We start from the raw sequence: 22,728 nt of genomic DNA, 5'->3' as shown, positions 1-22,728 counted from the left end.
GCGGTTTTATGTGCCGAGTAGCGTGAAACACGACACCAGTCATACAATCCCCCTCACCCCCAGCACAGAAGACAAACAATGAAATTCGAAGGTACCGATAGCTACGTCGCCACCCGCGACCTGACCCTGGCGGTGAATGCCGCCGTCGCCCTGCAACGTCCGCTGCTCATCAAGGGCGAGCCGGGCACCGGCAAGACGCTGCTCGCCGAGGAGGTGGCGCGGGCGCTGAACATGCCGCTGTTCCAGTGGCACGTCAAATCGACGACCAAGGCGCAGCAGGGCCTCTACGAGTACGACGCGGTGTCCCGCCTGCGCGACTCGCAGCTCGGCGATCCGCGCGTCGAGGACATCTCGCACTACATCGTGCATGGCGTGCTGTGGCAGGCCTTCGAATGCGAGCAGCCGTCGGTGGTGCTGATCGACGAAATCGACAAGGCCGACATCGAGTTCCCCAACGACCTGCTGCGCGAACTCGACCGCATGGAGTTCCACTGCTACGAGCTGCACCGCACCATCAAGGCGAAACACCGGCCGCTGATCATCATCACCTCGAACAACGAGAAGGAGCTGCCCGACGCCTTCCTGCGCCGCTGCTTCTTCCACTACATCAAGTTCCCGGACAAGGAGACCATGCAGCGCATCGTCGGGGTGCATTTCCCGGTGCTCAAGCACGAGCTGCTGAAGGAAGCGCTGGAAGTCTTCTTCGACCTGCGCGAAATCCCCGGCCTGAAGAAGAAGCCCTCGACCAGCGAACTGATCGACTGGCTGAAGCTGCTGCTGGCCGAGGACATTCCGCCGGAAGCCCTGCGCGCCAGGGAAGCGAAGGATGCCATCCCGCCGCTGCACGGCGCGCTGCTCAAGAACGAGCAGGACGTGCATCTGTTCGAACGCCTCGCTTTCATGGCCCGCCGCAAGAGCTGAACCCATGCTGGTCGATTTCTTCCTGCACCTGAAGGCGCGCCAGCTGCCGGTGTCGACCAAGGAACTGCTGGCCCTGCTCGAAGCGCTGGAAGCGCGGCTGGTCAGCGGCAGCCTGGACGATTTCTACCTGCTGGCGCGTACCCTGCTGGTCAAGGACGAAGCGCTGTACGACCGCTTCGACCGCGCCTTCGGCGAATACTTCAAGGGCATCGAGGCGCTGCCCGGCTTCGATGCCATGGTCCCCGAGGAATGGCTGGAACTGGCCGCCCGCCGCCACCTGTGGGAAGCCGATCGCGCCCGCCTGCAGAAGCTCGGCTACGAGAAGGTGCTCGAACAGTTGAAGGCGCGCCTGGCCGAGCAGAAGGAACGCCACGCCGGCGGCAGCAAGTGGATCGGCACCGCCGGCACCTCGCCCTTCGGCCACGGCGGCTATAACCCGGAAGGCGTGCGCATCGGCGGCGAATCGGTCGGCAACCGGACGGCGATCAAGGTGTGGGACCAGCGCGAATTCCGCAATCTCGACGACTCGCTCGACCTCGGCGTGCGCAACATCAAGGTCGCCCTGCGCCGCCTGCGCCGTTTCGCGCGCAAGGGCGCGGCGACCGAGCTCGACCTCGACGGCACCATCGCCGGCACCGCCCGCAACGGCGGCTGGCTCGACCTGCACCTGCGCCCGGAAAGGCACAACGCCATCAAGGTGCTGCTTTTCCTCGACGTCGGCGGCTCGATGGACGACCACATCCAGGCCTGCGAGGAATTGTTCTCGGCGGCCCGCGCCGAGTTCAAGCACCTGGAACACTTCTACTTCCACAACTGCGTCTATGAAGGCGTGTGGAAGGACAACCGCCGCCGGCACGGCGAGAAACTGTCCACCTGGGATGTCATCCACACCTACGGCCCGGACTACAAGCTGATCTTCGTCGGCGATGCCAGCATGAGCCCCTACGAGGTCGGCCGTCCCGGCGGCAGCGTCGAGCACTGGAACGAGGAGGCCGGTGCCGTGTGGCTGCAGCGCCTGGTCGACACCTGGCCGCGTGCCGCCTGGCTCAATCCGCTGGCCGAGAACACCTGGGGCTACACGCCGTCGATCGGCATGATCCGCGAAGTCGTCGGCAACGACCGCATGTTCCCGCTGACGCTTGACGGCCTGGAGCGGGCCATGCGCAGCCTGTCGAAATAAAGCCCCCGCACCCTTTTCACAAAGTAGACAAAATCGTGAAATAGTCGATTTCAGACGGGACACACTGCGTCCAGAATTTCCTCCATCGGATCCATCCCATCCCCTGAGGAAAAATCGTGGCCACGCTCAACACCCTCCGTACCGGAAGCCTGATCGACGCCGCCTTTCTGGCGCCAAGTCGCCCGCCTCGCCCCGGCAATCGCCGCTTCGCCGCCGAACAGGAACAAGCCATGGCAAGACGCCTGCAACAACTGCAGAAGGCGCTGGACGACAAGAGCGACAAGTCCCCGCTTGCCCCCGCTTCTCCGGCGGCTTCCCCGACGATGCCCGAACGGCGGGAGCGCAGCCTGGCTCGCACGCTGCTCGCCTGCCTGCTGTCGGCCGCCCTCGGCGCGGGTGGCACCTGGCTGCTCATGGCTGATCTTGGCGCCGCCCCGGGCGAGCCGGGACAGCCCCAGGCAGTCCGCATCTCGCCGACGGCAATCGCCAGCGCCGAGATGGCGGCGCTCGCGACACCCGTCGCTCCCGTGGCGCTCGCCGCCCCCGATGCAGCGCAGGTTGGCGAACTGGTCGAACAATGGCGCCAGGCGTGGTCCGGCCGGGATATTGCAGCCTACCTGGGTGCCTACGGCGCCGCCTTCGAGCCTGCCGTCGGCAGCCGCGACGCCTGGGTTGCCGCGCGCACCAAGAAACTCGCCACGCCGGCCGGGATCGAGGTGCAATTGCGCGAGCTGGTCATCGAAGGTTGGGGAGAGGATCGCTACAAGGTCAGCTTCCTGCAGGACTATGCGTCGGGCAGCTATCGCGAGACCGGGCGCGCCAAGACCTTGCAGGTGGCCCGCGAAAATGGCCAATGGAAGATCGTGCGGGAACAACAGGCCCCGTAAGCGCGCAGAAAATGGAAAGCCGGCCGATAAGCCGGGTTCTGTTCCCCCCTTGCGGGGTTCGGCAATCATTCCTCTAGGCCTGCCGTTACCGACAGGCTCAAGCAACCTACCCGGAAGCAGCGCGGGCCACGCCTCAGCTTCCCTATTTGGTCTTGCTCCGGATGGGGTTTGCCGTGCCGTCCGCCGTTACCGTGGACGCGGTGAGCTCTTACCTCGCCGTTTCACCCTTACCTGTGCGTCTTGCGACGCCATCGGCGGTCTATTCTCTGTTGCACTTTCCGTTGCCTTGGGTCTTGCGACCGTATAGCACCCAGCCGTTAGCTGGCATCCTGCCCAATGGAGCCCGGACTTTCCTCCCGATACCGAAGTATCCAGCGATTGCCTGGCCGACTTTCCGCTGCGGATTATACGCGCACACCCCGCCCGGCCGCCGCAAAACCGTCGTGCGCCCCTTCGTGAAGCATTTAACGGCGACTTTCGGCGACAAACGATACCCTTGGGACGTACCCGGTAACAAAAGCCACGATCGCATAGAGCTTGACCGCCGGGCTATCGTTTGCAGGAAGAGAAGCCATGTACAGCGCACTTCGACGAGCCGTCGAAAAAGGAAATCTGAAAGCGGCCATGATCGCCCTCGATCACGGCGCCGACATCGAGGAAGCCGACATTCACGGCGATCCGGGATTGCCGTTGCGTGTCGCCTGCTTCAGGGGCCATATCGACCTCGTCCGCGAACTGATCCGGCGCGGCGCCGACATCCATGCCCCGAACGCCCAGGGCAGGGGCGGCCCGATCCGCATGGCGCTGCGCGGCGAACACCGCGCCGTCGTCAATCTGCTGCTCGCCCACGGCGCCGAGATGCCCGACGTGCCCCCCAAGCCCAAAGCCATCGCCTGCGAACGCCGCAAACGGCGCGACCGGCGCCTGCGCAACTCGGGGCCGCCCAAGGGTTTGACCGAACGCCGCCTGTACGAGGAACGCCGCGTCACCAGCGTGACCGAGGTGGAGCTCTCGGAAAAGCAATGGGAAACCTACTTTTCCGCGTCGCTGCCCAGCCTTCCCTTCCCCACCCTGCACGATCCGGCGGACCTCGCCTCCGGCGTCTTCGAACGCGCCCGGGATTGAGAAGCGCTGAGCGCATGCAGCGCAGCGACCCGGCCCGGGCGGGCCGAGGAAGGCCGTAGGCAAGTACGGCCAGGGGCGTTTTGTCGGCGGTGCTAAGGCGTGGCCGCGCCGACCGGCAGGGCGCTGCGGTCGATGACCTTGCGCAGCACGAAGCTGGTATGCACGCCGGTGACGCCGGTGATCCGGGTCAGCTTGTTGAGCAGCAGGTCCTGGTAGGCATCCATGTCGCGCACCACGACCTTGAGCTGGTAGTCCGACTGCTGGCCGGTGATCAGCAGGCATTCCAGCACTTCCGGAATGTCGGCGATAGTGGCTTCCAGGTTGGCGAAGCGCTCGGGGGTGTGCTGGTCCATCGAAATGCCGATCAGGGCGGTCAATGTCAGCCCCAGCCGCCGGGCATCGAGATGCGCCCGGTAGCCGGCGATCAGTCCCGACTCTTCCAGCGTGCGCACGCGGCGCAGGCAGGGCGAAGGCGACAGGCCGATGCGGTCGGCCAGGTCCTGGTTGCTGATGCGCCCGTCGTGCTGCAGGATGGCCAGGATTTGCCGGTCGTAGCGATCGAGTTCCATAAAAAGGCCCCGCAAGAAAAGAGGCAGCAATATTGCTGCCTCGACGTCGTTTAAGCAAGCCTCGATCGGCCAGCGATCACACGACGCAATTTTCAGTCGCGCAGGCTGCTGAAAACAAAATCCTTCTCCTGCTGCGAGCGATGACAGGCATGGCAGTCCGCCTGGGCCTTGGCATCCAGGCTGCCTTTCCGCGTCCGGGCGTCGAAAACCTCGTAGCCCCAGCCGTCGTTGGCCTTGTGCGCCCGGGCATTGCGGGACATGACGACGACCGCCTTGCGCTGGCCCTCGGCCACGGCATTGTCCTTGTCGACGGCCTCGAACAGGTCGAACACGATGACCGATCCGTCGGCGAACTTCCCCGACTTGTAGCCCTGCATCGCCTTCGCGTTGGCATAGATGTGGTGCATGCCGCCGACGGCGTCGTAGAGCGGATGGCCCGGCTTGAGGACCATCGACTTGACGTGCCCCCACTGGCGGAAGCCGTTCGGATAGGCCACTTCGCCGGCCACGGCCGACACGGATGCCGTCGCGGCAGCGACGGCCAGGATCAGGTTGATGAATACACGCATGATTTTCTCCTCGCTCGGTTGATGGACATCGCCCCCGTGGACGATGAATCAAGTTTCGATTCGATACCATTATTTGTCAAGCTGGTTTTGAATCGCTACCATCAACACATGGATCGATCCTCTCTTCCCCAACTGCTCAACGCCCTGTCGCGGGCGATGCAGAACGAGCAGCGCCAGGCGGCGCTGGGCGCCGGCTTGCTGCCGGTCCAGCTCGCCATCCTCGGCTACCTGCGCGATGCCAACCGCTACAGCAACATGCCGCAATGCCTGACCGAGTACCTCGGCCTGACCAAGGGAACGGTTTCGCAAAGCCTGAAAATCCTCGAGGAGCGCGGCTGGGTACTGCGCCAGGCCGACGAATCCGACCGTCGCGTCGTGCGCCTGGCCTTGAGCGACACTGGCAGGCGCGTGCTCGACAGCGCGGCGGACGATGCCTGGCAGGCGGCGCTCCGCCATTTGCCGAGCGGCGACCAGGAGAGCCTGCGCGCCCTGCTGACCCGACTGCTGGCCTCGTGGCAACAGGAGCGCAACGGCAAGACCTTCGGCGTCTGCCGGACTTGCCGCCACTTCCGCCCCGGCGAAGCGGGCCATCAATGCGGACTGACCGGCGAGGCCCTCAGCGAAGCTGACAGCGCGCAAATTTGCCGCGAGCACAGCCTGCCGTAGGCACATCCGCCCAGACTTTCGGATACGAAAAACATTTTATTGCCGCGAATTGCATATATCGGCAATATAAAATCAAAAACACAACAAGCGCTGCGATAAAACGCAAGCACATGCCGGGCGTTGTTCCGTAAGATTCAGTCCATCGAATCCCCTTTCAGGAACAGCGCCATGAAGCCGAACCCCAGCACCAAATACACCGCCTTCCCGCCGGTACGACTCGCCGACCGCCAATGGCCGGGCCGCGTCATCGACAGGGCGCCGACCTGGATGAGCACCGACCTCCGCGACGGCAACCAGGCCCTTTTCGAGCCGATGAACGCCGACAAGAAGATGCGCATGTTCCAGATGCTCTGCGCCATCGGCTTCAAGGAAATCGAAGTCGCCTTCCCGTCGGCCTCGGAAACCGAGTTCGGCTTCGTGCGCGGCCTCATCGAAGGCGGCCACATTCCCGCCGACGTGACCATCGAAGTGCTTACCCAGGCCCGCGAACACCTCATCCGCCGCACCTTCGAGTCGCTCAAGGGTGCGCCCAAGGCCATCGTCCACGTCTATAACGCCACCAGCAAGGTCTTCCGCGACAACGTCTTCGGCATGAGCAAGGCCGAGGTCGTCGCCATGGCCACCGACGCCGTGCGCCTCGTCCGCACGCTTGCCGACGAGATGCCGGAAACCGAGATCACCCTCGAATACAGCCCGGAAACCTTCACCGCCACCGAGCTTGATTTCGCCAAGGAAGTCTGCGACGCCGTCACCGCCACCTGGGGCGCCACGCCGCAGCGCAAGGTCATCCTCAACCTCCCGACCACCGTCGAGATCGCCACGCCCAACGTCTACGCCGACCAGATCGAGTGGATGCACCGCAACCTCGAACGCCGCGACAGCGTGATCATCAGCCTCCACCCGCACAACGACCGCGGCACCGCCGTCGCCGCCGCCGAGCTCGGCCTCATGGCCGGCGCCGACCGCGTCGAGGGCTGCCTCTTCGGCAATGGCGAGCGCACCGGCAACGTCGACCTCGTCACCCTCGCCCTCAACATGTACACGCAAGGCGTCCATCCGGGCCTCGACTTCTCGGACATCAACGCCGTTGCGCGCACCTTCGAACACTGTAGCCAGCTCCCGATCCACCCGCGCCACCCATACGTCGGGGATCTCGTTTTCACGGCCTTCTCCGGCTCCCACCAGGACGCCATCAAGAAGGGGTTCTCCGCTCAAAAGGCGGATGAGCAATGGTCAGTGCCCTACCTCCCGATCGACCCGGCCGACGTCGGCCGCAGCTACGACTCGGTGATCCGCGTCAACAGCCAGTCGGGCAAGGGCGGCATCGCCTACCTGATGGAAACCGAGTACGGCGTGATCATGCCGCGCCGTCTTCAGGTCGAGTTCTCCGGCGTCGTCCAGCAATACACCGACAAGCACGGCGGCGAGGTCAGCGCCGACGCGATCTGGAACATCTTCAGCCAGACCTACCTCGCGGCCGAAAGCGTCGTTCGCTACCGCGAACACCATCTCTACGAGCACGGAAGCGCGCAAGGCATCCGCCTCTCGGTCGACATCGACGGCACGCCGCACATCCTCACCGGCGAAGGCAACGGTCCGATCAACGCGGCCATGCACGCCCTCGAAAGCGCCGGCATCAAGGTGCAGGTCCGCAACTACGAGGAGCGTTCGATGGTGCCGATGGGCGAGGACGGCAACGCCCGGGCCTGCGCCTTCGTCGAAATGGCGGCCAGCGGCAAGGGCGAAACCTTCGGTGTCGGCATCGACAGCAACATCGTCACCGCGTCGATCAAGGCCATCGTCAGCGGCATCAACCGCCTCGAGGTCGTCGGACGCGTCCAGCAGGCAGCCTGAGCGACGGAGCCGGCGCCGCGCGCTCAGTTGCGCTGGCGCCGGCCCGGACGAAACTGCCAGGTATCGTCGTAATAGGCCGGGTCCTCGCTGGCCGGCACCAGGCCCGGAATGCCCAGCAAGGGCAGGGGCTGGAGATCGGCCGAGCGGGTGACGCGGCCGGCCCCTACATCGGCCGCCAGCAAGCCATCCACCGCAAGGCTCAAGTCGGCCGCCGGCAGCGCCAGCCAGGATGCATCCACCGGATAGAGCAGCGCCTTGGAGGTCAGGCCGCGAAACGGCGCCAGCAACTGCTCGTAGGTGGCGTGGCCGAAGACCACGAAGCGCATGTGTCGCCGGACCTCGTCGCGCCGTTCGACAAACAGCTCCTTCCAGCGAAACCCGCGCAGGCAGTCGAGCAGTTCCGGCCGGCTAGCCAGCACGGCGATGCCGCACTCGTCGAAATGGGTCAGCGCGTCGCGCACCTTGCCCCGCAATTCGCCCGGTGCCTGCATGGCGCGGACGTGGGCGGCGCTGATCGCCTTCTTGGTTTGCGGAAAGTTCAACCAGACGAGGGCGTTGAAGAAGTCGTGCCAGTTGTCCGGGCGGGTCTCGACCTCGCCGGACTCATGGATGCGGCACTCGTAGATCCGGCCGTCGGCCTGTGGCGGCACGAAGCGGATGCGCTGCCCGTTATCGAGATGCACCGGGAAGCGCCCGGCCAGTTCGGCCAGCGCCGCGGCATCGGGGCGGTCCGGCAAGCGATCCAGCCAGGGACGCAGCGGGTCGAACAGGAAACCCGCAAAAGGCGAGCGAGCGCTCACTCTTCGGCGGCGGTATTGTCCGCCTCGTCTTCCTTGACGAACACAAGCACACCTTTCTTCAGGCGGAAGGTCCCCTTCAAGGTCCCCAGCCCCTCCGGCGGCTCGCTGTCCATCCTGGCGAAGCTCTCGCAGGTCTGCGTCTCGGTCGCGAACATCTTCTTGCCGGCCTTGACGATGAAGGCGCCGGACGGCACCTGGTAGACCTCGACCCTGGTCTTCTCCGTCGCCACGCCCAGGCTGTGCCGGCGCATGCAGGCCGGCATCCGGGAAACGACCAGGTAGAGATTGAGCTTGCTGTCCCAGAAATACGGCTGCTCGCGGATCAGCGACAGCACATGCTCGCGGGTGTTGTCGATCTCGTACGTCGCGCCATCGTTCACACAGGCCGACAGCAGCGGCAGGGCGAACAGCGGCAGGAGAAGATGACGCAGACGCATGGTCGGTTTCCTCAGAGCATTTTCCAGGTCAGTGTTTCGCCGGCGCGCAGCGGCACGATGCTGTCGGTCGCCAGGTAGGGATATTCGCCCGGCACCGTCCAGCTCTCCTTGGCCAGCGTAATCCGCTCGGCATTGCGCGGCAAGCCGTACCAGTCCGCACCGTGGAAGCTGGCGAAGCCCTCCAGCTTGTCCAGCGCACCGGCCTGTTCGAAGGCTTCGGCATACAGCTCGATGGCGGCGTAGGCCGTGTAGCAGCCGGCGCAACCGCAGGCCGCTTCCTTGGCGCCCCGCGCGTGCGGCGCCGAGTCGGTACCGAGGAAGAATTTCGGGTTGCCCGAAATCGCCGCGGCGACCAGCGCCTCGCGATGCGTCTCGCGCTTGAGCACCGGCAGGCAGTACCAGTGCGGCCGCACGCCGCCCTGGAAGATGGCGTTGCGGTTGTAGAGCAGGTGATGCGCGGTAATCGTCGCGCCGACGTTGGCCGGCGTGGAGGCCACGAATTCGGCGGCATCCTTGGTGGTGATGTGCTCCATGACCACGCGCAGCTTCGGGAAACGCTGCGTCAGCGGCAGCAGCACGGTGTCGATGAAGACCTTTTCGCGGTCGAAGAGATCGACCGTCTGGTCGGTCACCTCGCCATGCACCAGCAGCGGCAGGCCGACGCGCTCCATTTCGGCCAGCGTGGCGTAGGCCTTGGCGATATCGGTCAGCCCGGCATCGGAATTGGTCGTCGCCCCGGCCGGATACAGCTTCACCGCCTTGACAAAGCCGGACGCGGCGGCCTTGGCCACTTCGCTGGCCGGCGTATTGTCGGTCAGGTACAGCGTCATCAGCGGCTCGAAAGCCATGCCGGCCGGCACGGCGGCCAGGATGCGGTCGCGGTAGGCGGCGGCCTGCTCGACGGTGGTCACCGGCGGCTTCAGGTTGGGCATGACGATGGCGCGGCCGAACTGGCGCGCGGTGTGCGGCAGCACGGCGGCGAGCGCCTCGCCGTCGCGCAGGTGGAGATGCCAGTCGTCGGGGCGGGTGATGGTCAGTTGCATGTGGATTTCCGGAAACATTCTTCCGCGATTTTAACAGCCCGCCGCCCGGCGCAACGAAGAGATACCCTTCAATGGAGGGCAAGCCAGGCAACAATCGGCAAACCGAGGTTGGCGCACAGCAGCATTCCATACCAACGCCTGCCGGCCCGCAGGCTCTGCAGGACGGCCGCTGCCGTGAGCGTCGACAGCGAGAGGAAGACGGCAGCCATGAACAAGGCCTGCCCGCCGTCGATCAGCGCCGCATTCCGGGAGCGCCTGCCGAGCGACAGCATCAGGCTCCCATCGACGACGATCCACCAGCCGGCCACCGCCCACAGAAGCGCCAGCACCAGCAGGGCCCGGCGGCCTGCCCGCGAGCGGATGACGACCGGCGTCAGCCCGCTGCCCACGCCTTAGCCCTTCAGGGCCAGCGCCCGCTCGTAGAGCGCGTTCTTCGCCGCGCCGGTGATCGCCGCCGCCAGCTTGGCCGCCTGCTTGGTCGGCAGGCCATCGGCGAGCAGCAGCCTGAGCACGCGCTCGCCTTCGCCGTCGTCACCGCCTTCCGGCGCACCGGAGAGCATCAGCACGAATTCGCCGCGCTGGCGGTTGGCGTCCTCCTTCAGCCAGTCCAGCGCTTCGCCCAGGGGCAGGGAATGCACGCTTTCGAACAGCTTGGTCAGCTCGCGGGCAATGACCAGCGTCCGCTCGCCGAACACCGTTGCCATGTCGGCCACGGTTTCCAGCACGCGATGCGGCGCCTCGTAGAAAACCAGGGCGCAGGGGGTATCGCGCAGTTCCTCCAGCGCCTGCCGGCGCTGCCCGCCCTTGGAGGGCAGGAAGCCGTAGAACAGGAAATGCTCGTCGAGCAGGCCGGAAGCCGACAGTGCCGTGGTCGCGGCACACGGCCCGGGCAGCGGCACCACCTTGCAGCCGGCGGCGCGCACGGCGGCGACGACGCGGGCGCCGGGGTCGGAAATGCCGGGGGTGCCGGCGTCGGAAATGAGCGCCACCGATTCGCCGGCCTGCAGGCGCTCGACAATGCGCCCAGCCGCCTCGTGTTCGTTGTGCCGGTGCGCCGGCAGGGTGCGCGCCCGGGCGCCGAGCTGCTTGAGCAGCGGGCCGCTGTGCCGGGTGTCCTCGGCGGCGACCCAGGGCACCGCGCGCAGGACTTCCTCGGCCCGCCGCGTCAGGTCGGAGAGATTCCCGAGCGGCGTCGGGACAACATACAATGCAGCGAATTCTTCCGTCATTTTTTCGGGATGCAGGCAAAGACCAACGATACCACCACCGCCCGCGGCCGCGAAGCCGAGGAGCGGGCGGCGCGCCACCTGAAACGCAGCGGCCTGCAGCTCGTCGCGCGCAATTTCCGCGTGCGCGGCGGCGAGATCGACCTGATCTGCCGCGACGGCCGGCGCCTGGTCTTCGTCGAAGTGCGCCAGCGCAGCCGCAACGACTTCGGCGGCGCTGCCGCCAGCATCACGACCGGCAAGCAGCGCCACATCATTCTCGCCGCCCGGCACTATCTCGCCGGCAAACCGGAATGCGACTGCCGTTTCGATTGCGTGCTGATCGACGGCGAACGCCTGGAATGGCTCAAGGATGCGTTTTCTGCCGACGCTTAGCCTGCTCGCCTGGCTGGGCTGCGCCCAGGCGGAAGGCGTGCGCGCGCTGATCCAGAGCTCGCCGCTGGCCGGCAGCCAGTATTACGCCTTGAGCGCGCTATGGCAGGAGATCCGGGCGGGGGATGAGCTGACCCTGGTGCGCGAACCGGACAATCGCCACGACCGCAACGCCGTCCGCGTCGAATGGCGCGGGCAGAAGCTGGGCTACGTGCCGCGCGCCGAGAACCGCCTGATCGCCGACGCCATGGATGCCGGCGAGCGATTGACCGCCCGCGTGTCGTCGGTAAACGACAACAAAAATCCATGGCTGCGGGTGGCCTTCGAGGTCTTCGTCGAGCTGTGAGGTAGAATGCCTTGATCTATAGACACAAAAGCCCGAACGTTATGGATCTGATTGCCCGCGTCGCCAAGAATTTCGAGGACAGCGCCCACACCAAGCTCAACGCCGTCGAACTGATGGCCGCTCCGATTGCCGCCGCCATCGAGACGATGACCAACAGCCTGATCAACGGCGGCAAGATTCTCGCCTGCGGCAACGGCGGCTCGGCCGGCGACGCGCAGCATTTCGCCGCCGAACTGATCGGCCGCTTCGAAGCCGAGCGCCAGGAACTGGCCGCCATCGCGCTGACCACCGACAGCTCGATCCTGACCGCCATCGCCAACGACTATTCGTTCAACCAGATTTTCTCCAAGCAGGTGCGCGGCCTCGGCCACGCCGGCGACGTGCTGCTGGCGATCTCGACCTCCGGCAATTCCGGCAACGTCATCGAGGCGATCAAGGCCGCCCACGAAGCCGACATGCGCGTCATCGCGCTGACCGGCAAGGGCGGCGGCCAGATCGGCGACATGCTGCTCGACGACGACATCCACCTCTGCGTGCCGGCCGACCGCACGGCGCGCATCCAGGAAACCCATCTGCTGATCATCCACTGCCTGTGCGATGGCATCGATGCACTGCTTCTCGGAGTCGAATGATGCAAAAAGCCAAACTGAGCCTCGCCGCCCTGGCCCTGATCGTCGCCCTGCCCGGCCTGCAGGGTTGCGTCGAGGCCGCCCTGCTCGGCACCGCCGCCGCGGCCAGCGTGATGTCGGCGCACGACCGCCGCTCGACCGGCACGCAGACCGACGATGAAACCATGGAATGGAAGGCCAACAACCACGTTCCGGCGCAGTACGCCAAGCAGGCGCACGCCAACTTCACCGCCTTCAACCGCCGCATCCTGATCACCGGCGAAGTGCCGAACGAAGATGCCAAGGCCAGCATCGAAGCGGAAATTCGCAAGATCGAAGGGGTCAAGGACGTCTTCAACGAGTTGGGCATCGGCCCGGCCACGCCGCTGACCAGCCGCAGCAACGACAGCTTCATCACCTCCAAGGTCAAGGCCCGCCTGGTCGACACCAACCAGCTGTCGGCCAACCACATCAAGGTGCTGACCGAGCGCGGCATCGTCTATCTGATGGGCATCGTCAACGAGCGCGAGGCCAAGGTCGCCATCGCCGTCGCCCGCACTACGGCCGGCGTGGTCAAGGTGGTCAACGTGCTGGAAGTGGTCGGCGAGGATGAAACCCGCCGCCTCGACAACCAGGTGCTGGGCGCCCGCAACCCGCCGCCGCCGAGCGCGCCGGTCGAGAACCGCTGATTCGCCAGCGCCCTGCCGGAAGGCGGGCTGCGCCGACAGGGCGTCCCGGGCAACCGGGGCGCCCTGTTCGCTTGGGAACGACGCCCGGCCTTACTTGCCGCGATAGCGCACGATCAGGTCGCGGCGATTGTGGGCGCCGGTCTTGATGAAAATCTGCTCGATGTGGCTGCGCACCGTCCAGAACGAAATCCCCATCTCGCGGGCGATTTCCTTGTCGGTCTTGGCCGCCAGTATCCTTTCGGCAATCTCGCGTTCCCGCTGCGAGAGCAGGGACATGAAATCCTGCCCTTCGGGCATCGGCGACACCGGCTCGGCATCGGACAGCGCGTAGGTGCGGAGCAGCTTGGTCAGGCGCCAGATCAACTCTTCCGGCGAGAACGGCTTGCTGATGAAATCGTCCGCGCCGCTTTTCAAGGCCAGCAGCCGCCGCGGCAGATCGTCATAGCCCGACATGACGAGTATGGGCTGCCGGCCGTCCAGATGCCGCTCGCGGACGTCACGCACCATGCTGATACCGCTCTGTATGCCCTCCAGAACGACATCGACGATGAGCAGCTGGTACTTTCCCCGGCGGTAGCGCGCCAATCCGGCCTTGACGCTGGTGCAGACATCCACCTCGAGGCCGAGCGCGCGGCACAGGTGCACCACGTAGCTGGCGTGCGACTCCGAGTCCTCGAGCAGCAGGACCCGGCCGCTGAAATGCGCCTGCTCGCGATCCGCCACATAAGCGGCGATGAAGTCGCCCAGGGCGCACGGATCGCGCCGCAGGAACACCTCGGTCGCCCCGGCCCGCATCGCCACGTTGGCCAGCGCACGGTCTTCGTTGCCAGTCACGAAGGCGACCGGCAACATCGCCGTCTCGATCGACAGGCGGACCGCCTCGATCAGTTGCAGGCTGTCGCCATCGGCCAATTCGTTGGCCACCACCATCAAGGCGTAGTCATCCTCCAGCATGCGCAGGGCCTCGGCCTCGCCGGAGCAGGCAACAAAGTCGAGTCCATATTGCTTGGCCATCTGCTGAACGATTGCCTGCTGGGTTAGGGATGGCTCCACACACAGCAATTTTTGCATCTGAGGCGGCATAAACACCCCGACCAGTTATTTGTGTCGATTTTATCGTTTTATTTATTCAACCGTACCCCTAACTTTAGGGATAGGTTCCCGCGGCCAATCATTAACATCTAAGTCAGCATCCTGCCTCCGCCCCGAATGAACCCCCGAATGAAGTACGTACTATCATCGCTCCAAAGAGCCCGTCTACACCTGGACAATCCCGCGTCCAGCCCGGACGTGCATTCGGTCGTGCACGACCTGATGCAGGAGCTGATCTACACCATGGGGCTCACCAACAGCTGGGAGACGACGGGCACGCCGGTGGACGAAACCTGGGAACACGTCTGGCTGTACGACCTGATCGAGGGCCTGACCGACACCTGCTTCAAGCTCTCGGAAGCCACACCCGACCAGGCCGCGCTGACCTTGCGCACGCGCCTGGACCGCGCCATCGAAGGCTGCCTGCGCCCACCGCCCCCGCTGCACGCCTAAGCCGGACCGGGCGGCCGCCGAGCGCTGGCAATAGTGCGCTTACTTGAGAAATTCGTCGATCTTCTTCAGCAGGTCCTTGTCGTCGGGCTTGGTAAAGCTGGTGTAGGCCACCACCTGCGTCGCGTCGCGATTGATCAGGTATTTGTGGAAATTCCACTTCGGCCGGCTACCGGTGATCTCGGCCAGCTGTCGATAGAAGGGATTGGCATCCCTGCCCTTGACCACCGTCTTGCCGACCATCGGGAACTCGACGCCATAGGTCAGCCGGCAGAAATCGGCGATTTCCTTGTCGCTGCCCGGCTCCTGCTCGCCGAAATCGTTGGACGGAAAACCGACGACCACCAGTCCCTTGTCCCGGAGGCGGGCATACAGCTTCTCCAGCCCGTCGTACTGCGAGGTGAAGCCGCAGTAGCTGGCGGTATTGACGACGAGAACCACCTTGCCGGCGTACTGGCACAGCGGCATCGGCTTGCCGTCCTGCAGAACGCTGAACGTGTGGTCGAGCAAGGGCGGGCAGGCTGCCGCGGCGCTCGCCGGCAGTACGCCCGCCGAAATCAGGCCGACGATGCCGAGCCAGCGTTTGAGAAAACCTTTCATCTTCAGCTCCTGTCTGTTCCGTCCGGGACGAATCGCCCGCTCCACCTCGGCCCCGCCGGCATTCGTCCGACGGCCCGATGATCGCTACCCACAAGTGAATTGACCATCCTCGCGCCATGGCGTTCGCCGGCCGGCGACATGCCATGACGGAAGGTAGCAGCTTTGTATCGTTTTGTTTCCCCTCCGCGCCGGGCTCAACCTTTGGCGCGGCATGACGTTAATAGAGGCGTGACCGGCAGGTTTGCCGGGGCAACGCACAGGAGCCGCATCATGACCTACTGCAGCCAACTGGATATCGAATCGCTCGCCGCGACCGCCAGCCGCGCGGCCGCCTACGTCGACGACTGCGACAGCGGGGCCCGCGACGTCCGCCTCGACCCCAACTACTACCAGGCATGTAGCAATGTGCTGATCCAGATCTTCAAGGTCTGCGATGCGCCACGCGATTTCCCGATGCTGCTCGCGCACTCGCCGGCGGCACGCGAAGTCGACGAGGCGCTGCGCATCGGGCAGCGGATTTGCGCCGACCGCGCCAGCCACTGCCCCGAGCTCGACGCCGTCCTCCGGCGTCAGGCGCGCTGAAGCGGACGGCAAGCCCCTTTCCGCCCCGGCGGGGAATGGCCGGGGGCATTCGCTTTTCATGCAGCCGCCCCCGACAGGCACTAAAATGGGGGCATTGCCACCGACCTACACGCCATGTCCTACGCCCAACCCGGTTTCGAAACCAAAATCTGCCCCCCCGGGGAACTCGCCGCACGCGCCGCCCAACTCGCCCGTCCGCTGGTATTCACCAACGGCTGCTTCGACATCCTGCACCGCGGCCACGTCACCTACCTGGCCCAGGCAGCCGCCCTCGGCACCACCATGGTCGTCGCGCTGAATACCGATGCCTCGGTGAAGCGCCTGGGCAAGGGCGACGACCGCCCGGTCAATGCCCTGGAAGACCGGCTGGCGGTGATGGCCTCGCTCGGCTGCGTCTCGCTGGTCACCTGGTTCGACGAGGACACGCCGCTCCAGCGCATCCTGGAATGCCGGCCGGAGATCCTGGTCAAGGGCGGCGACTGGCCGGTCGACAAGATTGTCGGCTGCCAGGAGGTCAATGGCTGGGGCGGCAGCGTTCATTCGATCCCCTTCATCCACCAGAAATCGACCACCGCGCTGCTGGAAAAAATCCGGCGCCTCTGAGCAAACAGGCCATGCCGACGCATCCCAGGGAAGCCGAGGGCCTCAGCGAGCGGGAGCAGCAAACCCGCCTGCGGGCCGCGGCCTTCCTGGTCGTCGGCTTGCCCATCATCGGCTACGGCGTCGGCACGGGCATCGCCGAGGGCAGTCCGGCGCTCACCATCCTGGGCACCTTGACCGCACTGGCCGTCAGCATCGGCGCCTTCCTGCTCTGGCGCAAACAGGGCGGCTACCGGGCCATCCGCCCCGGCATCGCCTGCCATACCGCCCTGATGCTCTACCTGGTGGCCTTTTCGGGCACCGAGCACGCGCGCAGCCTGTGGTTCCTGACCGTACCGCTGACCTCGATCATGCTGCTGCCGCCGCGCGAAGGAACCGCCTGGTCGATCGGCGCCATCGCCATCGCCTGCGGCCTGATGTTCCAGGCCGGGGGGCTGGAAGGCTCGCACGCCTACTCGTCGATCTTCGCTGTCCGCTACACCATCCTGGCCCTGATGATCACCGGCGTGCTGTGCTGGTCGGAAGTTCTGCTCGAGCGTTACCAGATCCGGCTGCAGAACCAGAATGCCGCGCTCAAGGACGAACGCGACCATCTCGAGAACGAGGTTATCCAGCGCGCGGCGCTGGAGGAGGAGTTGCGCTACCTGGCCACCACCGACTCGCTGACCGGCCTGCTCAACCGTCGCGCCTTCATGGCCGCCCTGGCCGGCGAACTGACCCGCAGCCAGCGCCTGAACAGCCCGCTCACCGTGCTCATGATCGACATCGACCACTTCAAGCAGATCAACGACAGCCAGGGGCATCCGGCCGGCGATGCGGTGCTCGTTCATCTGTCGGCCCTGCTCCAGGAACAGTTGCGCAGCATCGACAAACTGGGGCGCATCGGCGGCGAAGAGTTTGCCATCATGCTGGTCGACACCCCGGCCGATGCCGCCGGGATCGTGGTCGGACGGCTGCTCGAGGCCATCCGTAACCGCCCGGCCGAGCATCCGGAAAGCCATCGCCCGATCGCCTTCACGGCCAGCATCGGCTGCACGGAACGTCACCCGGACGACGACGAGCTGACTTCCCTGAGCCGCGCCGACCGGGCGCTCTATGCCGCCAAGCAGGACGGCCGCAACCGCAGCCACTGGATTTGAGAGCCTGCCGCGACAGGCTCCCGCTTGCTACAGGACGACCTGCGTCCCGAGTTCGACGACCCGGTTGCTCGGGATGTTGAAGAAGGCCGTAGCCGAGCCGCCGTTGCGGAACATGGCGACGAAGAGCTTTTCGCGCCAGAAGGCCATTTCGGAACCGAGGCGGGGAATCAGCGTCTCGCGGCCGATGAAGTAGGAGGTTTCCAGCGAGCTGAACTCAAGGCCCGAAGCGACGCACATGCCCATCGCCAGCGGGATGTCCGGCTCATCCTTGAAACCGTACTGGACGATGACGCTCCAGAAGTTCTCCTTGAGCTGGCGCACCTCGACCCGGTCGATATCCGGCACGTAAGGCACGTCGAAGAACTGCACCGACACCAGCACGACGCGCTCGTGCAGCACCTTGTTGTGCATCAGGTTGTGCAGCAGGGCGTGCGGCACGCCCTTCGGATCGGCGTTGAGGAATACCGAGGTCCCGGCCACCCGCGTCGGCATCGACGAAGCCAGCGACTCGATGAACATCGACAGTTCGAGGCGCTCGCCCTTCAGGCGGTCGGAGAGCAGCTGGCGGCCGCGCTTCCAGGTCGTCATCAGGATGAAGACGCCCATCCCGGCGACCAGCGGGAACCAGCCGCCATCGGGAATCTTCAGGATGTTGGCGGTCAGGAAGACGAGTTCGACGGCGAGGAAGCAGGCGAACAGCAGGCCGGCCCTGAGCCAGCCCCAGCCCCAGACCTTGGCGGCGACGACCGTGGCCAGGATGGAGGTGATGACCATGTCGCCGGTGACGGCGATGCCGTAGGCGGCGGCGAGGTTGTTCGACGACTTGAAACCGAGCACCAGGATCATCACGGCGACCATCAGGCCCCAATTGACGGCCGGCAGGTAGATCTGCCCCTGCTCCTTCTCGTTGGTGTGCTGCACCTCCATGCGCGGCACGAAACCGAGCTGCATGGCCTGGCGGGTCACCGAGAAGGCGCCGGAAATCACCGCCTGCGAGGCGATCACCGTGGCCAGGGTGGCCAGGCCGATCAGCGGATACAGCGACCACTCCGGAGCCGAGCGGAAGAAGGAATTGTCGGCCACCGCCGGGTCGGCCAGAATGGCCGCGCCCTGGCCGAAGTAGTTGAGCACCAGCGCCGGCAGCACGAAGGCGAACCAGGCGCGAGAAATCGGCTTGCGCCCGAAGTGCCCCATGTCGGCGTACAAGGCCTCGGCCCCGGTCACCGCCAGCACGACGTTGCCCATGGCGACCAGCGACATGGCCTTGTTGGCGAGCAGGAACTGGTAGCCGTGGAGCGGATTCAGCGCCGCCAGGATTTCCGGGTGGACAACGATATTGTTGATGCCGAGCAGGGCCAGCACCGAGAACCAGATCAGCATGACCGGTCCGAAGAAGGCGCCGACCACGGCGGTGCCGCTTTTCTGGACGAAGAACAGCCCGAACAGCACGACGATGGTGATCGGAATGATGAAGGGGTGCAGCGCCGGCGCCCCGACCTCCAGCCCCTCGACGGCGGACAGCACCGAAATGGCCGGAGTCACCATGCCGTCGCCGTAGAACATCGCCGCGCCGAGCACCCCGACGATCATGATCCACCGGGCGTGGTGCGGCTTGTCCTGCACCGTGTGCAGCGCCAGCGCGATCAGCGCCATGATGCCGCCCTCGCCCCGGTTGTCGGCGCGCATGATGAAAGTCACGTACTTGACCGAGACGACGATGATCAAGGCCCAGAAGAACAGCGACAGGCTGCCGTAGATGTTGGCTTCGTTGACCGGGATCGGGTGGTTGCCGGCGAAGACTTCCTTGACCGCGTAGAGCGGGCTGGTGCCGATGTCGCCATAGACGACGCCGAGGGCGGCCAAGGCCAGTGCGGCAAAACGCTTGCCGGAAATATCATCGGCCGCGGGTTGGTTGCTCATGGAATGCTGTTTCCTGACTATCTGGCGGCCTTCTGTCCGGGCCGCTCCACGGTTGATCCGGCAGCAGCGCGGCCCGTGCAGGCGGCGCGACCACCGGCCCTGCTCAGCCGCCCAGCGCGGCCTTCAGCGACTGGACTTCCTCTTCCGACTCCTCGACGATCTCGGCCAGCGTCTCGGCGTCGAACAGGGTATCGAGCATCGAGGTGTCGACCGCCCCGTCAAGCTCCGGATCGCGCCAGCAGGAGGTGCGATTGGCGATCTTGTTGGCGACGTAGAGCACGTCCGACAGGTTGCCGACCGATTCGATCTCGCGGTCGGTTTCGTGGTCGCGCACCGCATCCAGCACCTGTTCCGGCGACCCCAGGGCCGACAGCAGGGCATGGCCGATATTGTCGTGCCAGCCGACGAGCAGGCCGTGCAGTTCGACCTTGTCGTTGACCAGCTCGGGGAAATTGGCGGCGCGGGACATCAGGTAGAAGACGCCGAGGTCGTGCACCAGGCCGGTGAACATCGCCTCGTCGCCGTTGATCTTGGCCAGCTTGCGGGCCAGCACGCGGCACAGCGCCGCGACGTGCGAGGTGTGCTCCCACAGGCGCTGGGAAATCCCCTCGAACGGCTGCATCTGCTTGGACTTCAGCAGTTGCTCCATGGCCACCGCGAAGGACACCGTGCGCACCGCCTCCATGCCGACCCGGACGATGGCGCTCTTGACGTCGGCGATCTCGCGGCCGCTCGGGTTCAGCGCCACCGAGTTGGCCATGCGAATGATCTTGGCGCTCATCAGCGGCTCGGCGCCGACCAGCTTCGCCAATTGCTCGATGCTCAGGTTGGGATCCTTGAGCGCGCTGCGCACCTGGAAGGTGATGTCGAGAAAGGTCGGGAAAGTGATCTCGGAGCCCGACAGGTCGCGGGCGATGTCTTCGAGAACCTTGAAGGTGACGGCGTTGGTCATGCGGATACCTTTGAACGAATGTTCGGGCGAAGCCGGGAACCGAAACGTCCCGGCTGTCGGCGGGTCAGAACGGGATATCGTCGCCCAGATCGTCGAAGGAGGGCTTCGGCTTGTTCTTCGGCGGCGCCGGGGCGTAATCGGTCGGTTCGTCGTAACCGCCACCGCCGCCACCGGCCGGGGCACCCATGCCCTGACGCGAACCGAGCATCTTCATGTCGTCACAGCGGATTTCGGTGGTGTAGCGCTCCTGGCCATCCTTGTCCGTCCACTTGCGGGTACGCAGGCTGCCCTCGACATAAACCTGGGAGCCCTTCTTCAGGTACTGGCTGCAAATCTCGGCCAGCTTGCCGAAAGCCGAGATGCGGACCCACTCGGTCATTTCCTTGCGCTCGCCGCTCTGCTTGTCCCGCCAGCTTTCGGTGCAGGCGATGCTGAAATTGCAGATCGCCTCGCCGCTGGCGGTATAGCGCGTTTCCGGATCGCGACCCAGATTACCGATGCCGATCCATTTGTTTACCGATGCCATTGCCTGTATCTCCTAAACAGTTGGTGCCGCACCGGCCGGCTGGCGCCGCTGCGGAAAATTCATGGTGCTCGCCACCGCCAGCCAGATCAGGACCAGACCGGTGCACGCAGCAAAAACAGCATTATCGCCGAAATGCTGCGCAATATATCCGCCCAGCGCGCCGCCGATGAAAAGCCCCATCGCCTGGGTCGTGTTGTAAACGCCCAGCGCCGCGCCCTTGGCCGAGGGCGGCGCGGTCCGCGAAACCAGTGACGGCAGCGTTGCTTCCAGCACGTTGAAGGCGACGAAGAAAAGAAGCAGCCACAGGGCCAGCGCCCACAGACTTTCATGCAGCGCATACAGGCCGGCCTGGACGACGACCAGCAAGCCGACGGCGGCGATGAAGACCGGGCGCATCTTGTCCTTGCGCTCGGCGGCGATGATCGCCGGCACCATGACGACAAAGGAAACCAGCACCGCCGGCAGATAGACCTTCCAGTGCGCCGCCGCCTCCAGGCCGCCATGCTCGACCAGGGCGTGCGGCAGCACGACGAACATGGCCATCTGCACCATGTGCAGCGTGAAGATACCCGTATTCAGGCGCAGCAGATCGGCATCGAAAATTACCCGGCGCAGCGGCAGCTTTTCGTGCCCGTGCGGCGCCGGCGCCGGCGGCACGGCCTTGAGCAGCAGGACGATGGCGGCCAGGGCAAGGACGCCGGTCATGATGAACAGCCCGGACATGCCGATCCAGCCATAGAGGATCGGTGCGCCGACCAGCGACAGGGCAAAGACCAGGCCGATCGACGAGCCGATCATCGCCATCACCTTGGTGCGGTGCTCCTCGCGCGTCAGGTCGGCGGCCAGCGCGGTCACCGCGGCCGAAATGGCCCCCATGCCCTGCAGCACGCGACCGACGATGATCCAGTTCATGTCCGGCGCCCAGGCGGCGACAAAGCTGCCCAGCGCAAAGACGAGCAGGCCGACGACGATGACCTGCTTGCGCCCGAAGATGTCCGATGCGATGCCGTAGGGAATCTGGAAAAAAGCCTGGGTCAGGCCATAGGCGCCCAGCGCGAAACCGACCAACGCCAGGTTGTCGCCCCCGGGGAGGGTTTTCGCATAGACCGAAAACACCGGCAGGATCAGGAACAAGCCGAGCATGCGCAAGGCGAAGATGGAAGCCAGCGAAGCGCCGGCGCGGCGTTCCTCGGGGCTCATGCGATCGGAGGGGGGGGACATTATGGTTTGGTTATGTTGCATTGCAGCGGGTGGGAAAGTTTAGCAGGTTTGGGGGTAGGGGAATGGGAGGCGACCTGAGGTTCTTGTTGGTGCGGATCAAAGGTGGTCTCTTGTTCGAGCGTTGTTTTCCGCCCTTGCGGGGCGGGCATACTTTCTTTTGCTTCGCCAAAAGAAAGTAGCCAAAGAAAAGGCGACCCCAACTTACGCGGTCGGCGTTGCCGACTTCCCTGCGCTACTCGCCGCCGGCGGGGGCTGCGGAACTCGGGCTGCGCCCTCAGACAGTCCTCGCCCTTTTTCCGCCGGCAGCTGCGTTGCTCGGCGCTCCACATGGGGACCCGAAAGGCGTCGCGGGGA

General features: G+C 65.3%; 27 protein-coding genes and 1 other RNA gene. 14 read left to right on the top strand and 14 right to left on the bottom strand.

Translation table 11 applies throughout. From position 1 onward, the window contains the following. The first annotated feature begins 78 nt into the window (after nt 1–78). The 3 genes from Q0P59_RS04380 to Q0P59_RS04370 all read left to right on the top strand — a co-directional run bounded on the left by Q0P59_RS04380 (nt 79) and on the right by Q0P59_RS04370 (nt 2,988). On the top strand, nt 79–921 hold the full coding sequence (locus Q0P59_RS04380; RefSeq protein ID WP_295003961.1) for a MoxR family ATPase: 843 nt from the start codon (nt 79–81) through the stop codon (nt 919–921). 4 nt (nt 922–925) lie between these two features. Then, nucleotides 926–2,101 carry a VWA domain-containing protein gene (locus Q0P59_RS04375; RefSeq protein WP_295003959.1) on the top strand — a complete coding sequence of 392 codons (1,176 nt, stop codon included), beginning with the start codon at nt 926–928 and terminating at the stop codon, nt 2,099–2,101. A gap of 116 nt (nt 2,102–2,217) precedes the next feature. Next, nucleotides 2,218–2,988 carry a hypothetical protein gene (locus Q0P59_RS04370; RefSeq protein ID WP_295003957.1) on the top strand — a complete coding sequence of 257 codons (771 nt, stop codon included), beginning with the start codon at nt 2,218–2,220 and terminating at the stop codon, nt 2,986–2,988. Nucleotides 2,989–2,999: 11 nt separating this feature from the next. Here Q0P59_RS04370 and rnpB read toward each other — a convergent pair. Beyond that, nucleotides 3,000–3,382, bottom strand: an RNA gene (rnpB, locus tag Q0P59_RS04365) — RNase P RNA component class A. Nucleotides 3,383–3,561: 179 nt separating this feature from the next. On the opposite strand from rnpB, the gene Q0P59_RS04360 reads away from it, so the two are divergent. Beyond that, complete coding sequence (locus Q0P59_RS04360) at nt 3,562–4,113, top strand: ankyrin repeat domain-containing protein (RefSeq protein WP_295003955.1); 552 nt, start codon at nt 3,562–3,564, stop codon at nt 4,111–4,113. Nucleotides 4,114–4,205: 92 nt separating this feature from the next. Here Q0P59_RS04360 and Q0P59_RS04355 read toward each other — a convergent pair whose 3' ends face one another. Further along, nucleotides 4,206–4,682, bottom strand: a complete 477-nt coding sequence (locus tag Q0P59_RS04355; RefSeq protein WP_295003953.1) for an Lrp/AsnC family transcriptional regulator — start codon at nt 4,680–4,682, stop codon at nt 4,206–4,208. 92 nt (nt 4,683–4,774) lie between these two features. After that, the gene (locus tag Q0P59_RS04350) at nt 4,775–5,251 is read right to left on the bottom strand and encodes a cytochrome P460 family protein (protein ID WP_295003951.1); all 477 of its coding nucleotides are present in this window, start codon (nt 5,249–5,251) and stop codon (nt 4,775–4,777) included. A 108-nt stretch (nt 5,252–5,359) separates the two neighbouring features. Between Q0P59_RS04350 and Q0P59_RS04345 the strand changes: the two genes are divergently transcribed. Both Q0P59_RS04345 and leuA read left to right on the top strand, forming a co-directional pair. Further along, nucleotides 5,360–5,917 (top strand): MarR family transcriptional regulator, encoded by a 558-nt coding sequence (locus Q0P59_RS04345; RefSeq protein WP_295003949.1) that lies wholly within the window; start codon nt 5,360–5,362, stop codon nt 5,915–5,917. 168 nt (nt 5,918–6,085) lie between these two features. Continuing rightward, nucleotides 6,086–7,771 (top strand): 2-isopropylmalate synthase, encoded by a 1,686-nt coding sequence (gene leuA / locus Q0P59_RS04340; protein WP_295003947.1) that lies wholly within the window; start codon nt 6,086–6,088, stop codon nt 7,769–7,771. 23 nt (nt 7,772–7,794) lie between these two features. Here the strand turns inward: leuA and Q0P59_RS04335 are convergent, their stop codons facing one another. The 5 genes from Q0P59_RS04335 to rsmI form a co-directional block, all read right to left on the bottom strand. Next, nucleotides 7,795–8,571 (bottom strand): DUF3025 domain-containing protein, encoded by a 777-nt coding sequence (locus Q0P59_RS04335; RefSeq protein WP_295003945.1) that lies wholly within the window; start codon nt 8,569–8,571, stop codon nt 7,795–7,797. Then, nucleotides 8,568–9,008 (bottom strand): hypothetical protein, encoded by a 441-nt coding sequence (locus Q0P59_RS04330; protein WP_295003943.1) that lies wholly within the window; start codon nt 9,006–9,008, stop codon nt 8,568–8,570. The genes Q0P59_RS04335 and Q0P59_RS04330 overlap by 4 nt, the downstream gene beginning before the upstream one ends. Before the next feature lie 11 nt (nt 9,009–9,019). Next, nucleotides 9,020–10,051, bottom strand: coding sequence for a dihydroorotase (pyrC, locus tag Q0P59_RS04325; RefSeq protein ID WP_295003941.1), 1,032 nt, complete (start codon nt 10,049–10,051; stop codon nt 9,020–9,022). Nucleotides 10,052–10,119: 68 nt separating this feature from the next. Continuing rightward, nucleotides 10,120–10,440: a hypothetical protein gene (locus Q0P59_RS04320; protein ID WP_295003939.1), complete on the bottom strand. Its 321-nt coding sequence runs from the start codon at nt 10,438–10,440 to the stop codon at nt 10,120–10,122. Between the two features lie 3 nt (nt 10,441–10,443). Next, nucleotides 10,444–11,280: a 16S rRNA (cytidine(1402)-2'-O)-methyltransferase gene (gene rsmI / locus Q0P59_RS04315; protein ID WP_295003937.1), complete on the bottom strand. Its 837-nt coding sequence runs from the start codon at nt 11,278–11,280 to the stop codon at nt 10,444–10,446. A gap of 9 nt (nt 11,281–11,289) precedes the next feature. Between rsmI and Q0P59_RS04310 the strand changes: the two genes are divergently transcribed. From Q0P59_RS04310 to Q0P59_RS04295, 4 genes are read left to right on the top strand one after another with little or no spacing between them, the layout of a single operon-like run. Further along, on the top strand, nt 11,290–11,652 hold the full coding sequence (locus Q0P59_RS04310) for a YraN family protein (protein WP_295003935.1): 363 nt from the start codon (nt 11,290–11,292) through the stop codon (nt 11,650–11,652). After that, nucleotides 11,630–11,995, top strand: coding sequence for an HIRAN domain-containing protein (locus Q0P59_RS04305; RefSeq protein WP_295003933.1), 366 nt, complete (start codon nt 11,630–11,632; stop codon nt 11,993–11,995). Before Q0P59_RS04310 ends, Q0P59_RS04305 begins: the two co-directional genes overlap by 23 nt. 41 nt (nt 11,996–12,036) lie before the next feature. Beyond that, entirely contained in the window at nt 12,037–12,627 is a 591-nt protein-coding gene (locus tag Q0P59_RS04300) for a phosphoheptose isomerase (protein ID WP_295003931.1), read from the top strand. Beyond that, nucleotides 12,627–13,292 carry a BON domain-containing protein gene (locus tag Q0P59_RS04295; protein ID WP_295003929.1) on the top strand — a complete coding sequence of 222 codons (666 nt, stop codon included), beginning with the start codon at nt 12,627–12,629 and terminating at the stop codon, nt 13,290–13,292. The genes Q0P59_RS04300 and Q0P59_RS04295 overlap by 1 nt, the downstream gene beginning before the upstream one ends. Before the next feature lie 90 nt (nt 13,293–13,382). Here Q0P59_RS04295 and Q0P59_RS04290 read toward each other — a convergent pair whose 3' ends face one another. Then, on the bottom strand, nt 13,383–14,306 hold the full coding sequence (locus Q0P59_RS04290; protein WP_295003927.1) for a DNA-binding response regulator: 924 nt from the start codon (nt 14,304–14,306) through the stop codon (nt 13,383–13,385). 207 nt (nt 14,307–14,513) lie between these two features. Between Q0P59_RS04290 and Q0P59_RS04285 the strand changes: the two genes are divergently transcribed. Next, nucleotides 14,514–14,837 carry a hypothetical protein gene (locus Q0P59_RS04285; RefSeq protein ID WP_295003925.1) on the top strand — a complete coding sequence of 108 codons (324 nt, stop codon included), beginning with the start codon at nt 14,514–14,516 and terminating at the stop codon, nt 14,835–14,837. A gap of 39 nt (nt 14,838–14,876) precedes the next feature. Here Q0P59_RS04285 and Q0P59_RS04280 read toward each other — a convergent pair whose 3' ends face one another. Then, the gene (locus Q0P59_RS04280; RefSeq protein ID WP_295003923.1) at nt 14,877–15,434 is read right to left on the bottom strand and encodes a glutathione peroxidase; all 558 of its coding nucleotides are present in this window, start codon (nt 15,432–15,434) and stop codon (nt 14,877–14,879) included. Between the two features lie 270 nt (nt 15,435–15,704). Between Q0P59_RS04280 and Q0P59_RS04275 the strand changes: the two genes are divergently transcribed. The 3 genes from Q0P59_RS04275 to Q0P59_RS04265 all read left to right on the top strand — a co-directional run bounded on the left by Q0P59_RS04275 (nt 15,705) and on the right by Q0P59_RS04265 (nt 17,755). Next, on the top strand, nt 15,705–16,016 hold the full coding sequence (locus tag Q0P59_RS04275; RefSeq protein ID WP_295003921.1) for a hypothetical protein: 312 nt from the start codon (nt 15,705–15,707) through the stop codon (nt 16,014–16,016). Between the two features lie 114 nt (nt 16,017–16,130). Continuing rightward, entirely contained in the window at nt 16,131–16,619 is a 489-nt protein-coding gene (gene rfaE2 / locus Q0P59_RS04270; RefSeq protein ID WP_295003919.1) for a D-glycero-beta-D-manno-heptose 1-phosphate adenylyltransferase, read from the top strand. A gap of 11 nt (nt 16,620–16,630) precedes the next feature. Further along, nucleotides 16,631–17,755, top strand: coding sequence for a GGDEF domain-containing protein (locus Q0P59_RS04265; protein WP_295003917.1), 1,125 nt, complete (start codon nt 16,631–16,633; stop codon nt 17,753–17,755). Nucleotides 17,756–17,782: 27 nt separating this feature from the next. Here Q0P59_RS04265 and Q0P59_RS04260 read toward each other — a convergent pair whose 3' ends face one another. From Q0P59_RS04260 to Q0P59_RS04245, 4 genes are all read right to left on the bottom strand, one after another. After that, nucleotides 17,783–19,675: a potassium transporter Kup gene (locus tag Q0P59_RS04260; RefSeq protein WP_295003915.1), complete on the bottom strand. Its 1,893-nt coding sequence runs from the start codon at nt 19,673–19,675 to the stop codon at nt 17,783–17,785. A 103-nt stretch (nt 19,676–19,778) separates the two neighbouring features. Further along, on the bottom strand, nt 19,779–20,627 hold the full coding sequence (locus tag Q0P59_RS04255) for an HDOD domain-containing protein (RefSeq protein WP_295003913.1): 849 nt from the start codon (nt 20,625–20,627) through the stop codon (nt 19,779–19,781). Nucleotides 20,628–20,691: 64 nt separating this feature from the next. Then, nucleotides 20,692–21,153 carry a single-stranded DNA-binding protein gene (ssb, locus tag Q0P59_RS04250; protein ID WP_295003911.1) on the bottom strand — a complete coding sequence of 154 codons (462 nt, stop codon included), beginning with the start codon at nt 21,151–21,153 and terminating at the stop codon, nt 20,692–20,694. A 12-nt stretch (nt 21,154–21,165) separates the two neighbouring features. Then, on the bottom strand, nt 21,166–22,374 hold the full coding sequence (locus tag Q0P59_RS04245; protein ID WP_295003909.1) for an MFS transporter: 1,209 nt from the start codon (nt 22,372–22,374) through the stop codon (nt 21,166–21,168). Between the last annotated feature and the right edge of the window lie 354 nt (nt 22,375–22,728).

Source organism: uncultured Dechloromonas sp. (assembly GCF_945957265.1).
GTDB lineage: Bacteria > Pseudomonadota > Gammaproteobacteria > Burkholderiales > Rhodocyclaceae > Azonexus.
Note: the sequence above shows the minus strand (reverse complement) of the source record. Positions and strands in the feature narration are given on the sequence as shown.